The 3,005-nt window shown below is 67.4% G+C and carries 2 protein-coding genes; both read right to left on the bottom strand.

Annotation, left to right across the window (positions count from 1 at the left end):
• Positions 1-107 precede the first annotated feature (107 nt).
• Positions 108-1,232, bottom strand: a complete 1,125-nt coding sequence (locus tag H9658_RS00010) for a polyamine ABC transporter substrate-binding protein (protein WP_179565486.1) — start codon at positions 1,230-1,232, stop codon at positions 108-110.
• A gap of 84 nt (positions 1,233-1,316) precedes the next feature.
• Positions 1,317-2,696, bottom strand: coding sequence for an aspartate aminotransferase family protein (locus tag H9658_RS00005; RefSeq protein ID WP_191823929.1), 1,380 nt, complete (start codon positions 2,694-2,696; stop codon positions 1,317-1,319).
• Between the last annotated feature and the right edge of the window lie 309 nt (positions 2,697-3,005).

The raw sequence follows: 3,005 nt of genomic DNA, 5'->3' as shown, positions 1-3,005 counted from the left end.
GGGGGCCGGGGGGGCCCCCCCGTTGGGCGGCGGCGCGGGGGGCGCGGCCGTACTGCGTGCAGGCGCCGCGCCGAAGCGCGGCGCCATGGACCACGGACGCGACCGGCTCAGCGGCCGGTCTTGATCTCCGTCCACAGGCGGGTATACAGCTTGTCCACCTCGGGCGGGTTGATCGAATAGGTGAACATCTTCGCCGCCACCTCCGGCGGCGGATAGATGGTCGGGTCGTTGCGGATCGCCGCATCCACCAGCGGCGTCGCCTTCGGCACCGGATTGGCGTAGTGGATGAAGTTGGAGTTGGCCGCGGCCACCTCCGGCGTCAGCAGGTAGTTGATGAACTTGTAGGCGTTCTCCGGATGCTTGGCATCCTTCGGGATCGCCAGCATGTCGAACCACTGCGGCGCGCCTTCCTTGGGAATCGAATAGGCCACTTTCACGCCGTTCTTGGCTTCCTCGGCGCGGTCGCGCGCCTGGATGATGTCGCCGGACCAGCCCACCGCCAGGCAGGTGCTGCCGTTGGCCAGCGAGGTCACGTACTGCGAGGAGTGGAAGTTCTGCACGTACGGGCGGATGCTCTTGATCAGCGCGGCGGCCTTCTCGATCTTGGCGCTGTCGGTGGTGTGCGGATCCTCGCCCTGGTAGTGCAGCGCGATCGGGATCAGGTCCGACGGCGTGTCGAGGATGGTGACGCCGCAATCCTTGAGCTTGGCGATGTTTTCCGGCTTGAACACCAGGTCCCAGCTGTTGGCGATGTCGGTGCTGCCGAACGCGGCCTTGACCTTGTCCACGTTGTAGCCGATGCCGGTGGTGCCGACCATGTACGGCACGCCGTACTTGTTGCCCGGATCCTGCTGCGCGATGCGCTGCATGATCTCCGGATCCAGATTGGCCAGGTTCGGGATCTTGCTCTTGTCCAGCGGCAGGAACACCCCGGCCTGGATCTGCCGGCCGAAGAAGTTCAGCGTCGGCACCACCACGTCGTAGCCGCTGCCGCCGGCCAGCAACTTGGTCTCGACCATCTCGTCGCTGTCGAACACGTCGTAGGTGACCTTGACCCCGCTGGCCTTCTCGAACGCGGGAACGGTGTTCTCGGCGATGTAGTCCGAATAGTTGTAGACGTTGAGGACCTGGTCCTCGCCCGCCGCGGGCTTGCCGCCTTCGCCGCCGCCGGAACCGCCACAGGAGGCGAGCAGCGCCGCAGAGAGGGAAAGGGTGAGCAGTCGCAGCTTCATTGCAGGTCTCCGCAGGTCCATGGGGAAGATCGGAAGATACACGCCGCGGCGTCGCGCGGACGGGTCCAGGCCAACCGGCCCAGACTAACCAGCGCCGGCCCATTTGCCCAGCGCCTGGGCGGTGTCCTCCAGCGCCAGCCAGGCCTTGTCGAACAGCTCGTCGACCTGGGCGCGGCTGAGGATCAGCGGCGGCGACAGCAGCATCGCATCGTTGGTCGCGCGCAGGATCAGGCCGCGGCGCAGCGCATGGTCGCGGCACAGCGCGCCGACCTTGCCGCGGTCGGGGAAATAGTGCCGGCGCGGCTTGTCCGGGACCAGTTCCAGCGCGCCGATCATGCCGACGATGCGCGCCTCGCCGACCAGCCGGTGCTCGCCCAGCTCGGCCCAGCGCTGCGCCAGATACGGCGCGATCTCGCTGCGCGCGCGTTCGACGATGCCCTCGTCCTGCAGCAGGCGCAGGTTCTCCAGCGCCACCGCCGCGCACACCGGATGCCCCGAATAGGTGCAACCGTGCGCCAGCTCGCCGCCCTGCTCCTTCAGCACCGTGGCCACGCGCTTGCCGAACATCGCCGCGCCGAGCGGGATGTAGCCGGAGGTGATGCCCTTGGCGATGGTCATCACGTCGGGCTGGAAGCCGAAGTGCTGCGCGCCGAACCATTCGCCGGTGCGGCCGAAGCCGCAGATCACTTCGTCGGCGACCAGCAGCACGTCGTAGCGGCGGCAGATGCGCTCGATCTCCGGCCAGTAGCTGCGCGGCGGGATATATACGCCGATCGCGCCCATGATCGGCTCGCCGATGAACGCGGCCACGCGTTCCGGCCCCAGTTCCAGGATCTTGTCCTCAAGCCGGCGCGCGGCCAGCAGGCCGTATTCCTCCGGATCCAGGTCGCCGCCGTCGCCGAACGGGTATGGCGGGTCGATGTGGTGGATGTCGGGAATGGGCAGTCCGCCCTGGCGGTGCATGCCCTTCATCCCGCCGAGGCTGGCGCCGGCCACGGTGGTGCCGTGGTAGCCGTCGTGGCGGCCGATGAAGATGCTCTTCTGCGGCTGGTCCTGCACGGCCCAGAAGTGCCGCACCAGGCGCAGGATGGTGTCGTTGGCCTCGGAGCCGGAGTTGGTGAAGAAGGCATGGTCGAGGTCGCCGGGGGTGAGTTCGGCGAGCTTGGCGGCGAGGCGGATGGTCGGCTCGGTGGTGCACTGGAAGAAGCTGTTGTAGTACGCCAGCTGTTCCATCTGCCGCGCGGCGGCCTGACCGAGTTCCTTGCGCCCGTAGCCGACGTTGACGCACCACAGCCCGGCGAAGGCGTCGAGCAGTTGGTTGCCGTCGGCATCCCAGACATAGGCGCCGTCGCCGCGGGTGAGGATGCGCGTGCCCTTCTGGGCCAGCGCGGCGTTGTCGTTGAACGGGTGCAGGTGATGCGCCGCATCCAGGTCCTGCAGGGTCCGCGTTTCTATCCGATCCATGTCGACTCCATGCTCTGGTGCTGTGTCTGGTGGTGCTGTGCTGTTGCTGTGTTCCTGCTGCCGCTCTTGCTGTCGCCTTCGCCTTGGCTTTCGCTGTCGCTTTGCCCTTCGCTTTTGCTGCGGCTGTTGCTTCCGCCTTTGCCTTTCGCTGTTGCTGTTGCTTTCGCCTTTGACTTACCGGGTTCCCTTCCGCAGCGGCGGCCATGGCGGGGAAAAACCCCGCAGGGGCGGCGCACATGGATGTGCGCCGTTCGCGGCAGGGGCAGGATGCCCCTTCCGCGAATCCCCGTCATGGGCGCGGACCCGGAG

The organism is Xanthomonas bonasiae, from assembly GCF_014836395.1.
GTDB lineage: Bacteria > Pseudomonadota > Gammaproteobacteria > Xanthomonadales > Xanthomonadaceae > Xanthomonas_A > Xanthomonas_A bonasiae.
The sequence above is the reverse complement of the archived record's forward strand: the minus strand, read 5'-3'. Positions and strand labels throughout refer to the sequence as shown.

Bases quoted from the DNA above. Each gene is read 5' to 3' on its own strand.
- H9658_RS00010 (WP_179565486.1), bottom strand. From the start codon at position 1,232: ATGAAGCTGCGACTGCTCACCCTTTCCCTCTCTGCGGCGCTGCTCGCC.
- H9658_RS00005 (WP_191823929.1), bottom strand. From the start codon at position 2,696: ATGGATCGGATAGAAACGCGGACCCTGCAGGACCTGGATGCGGCGCAT.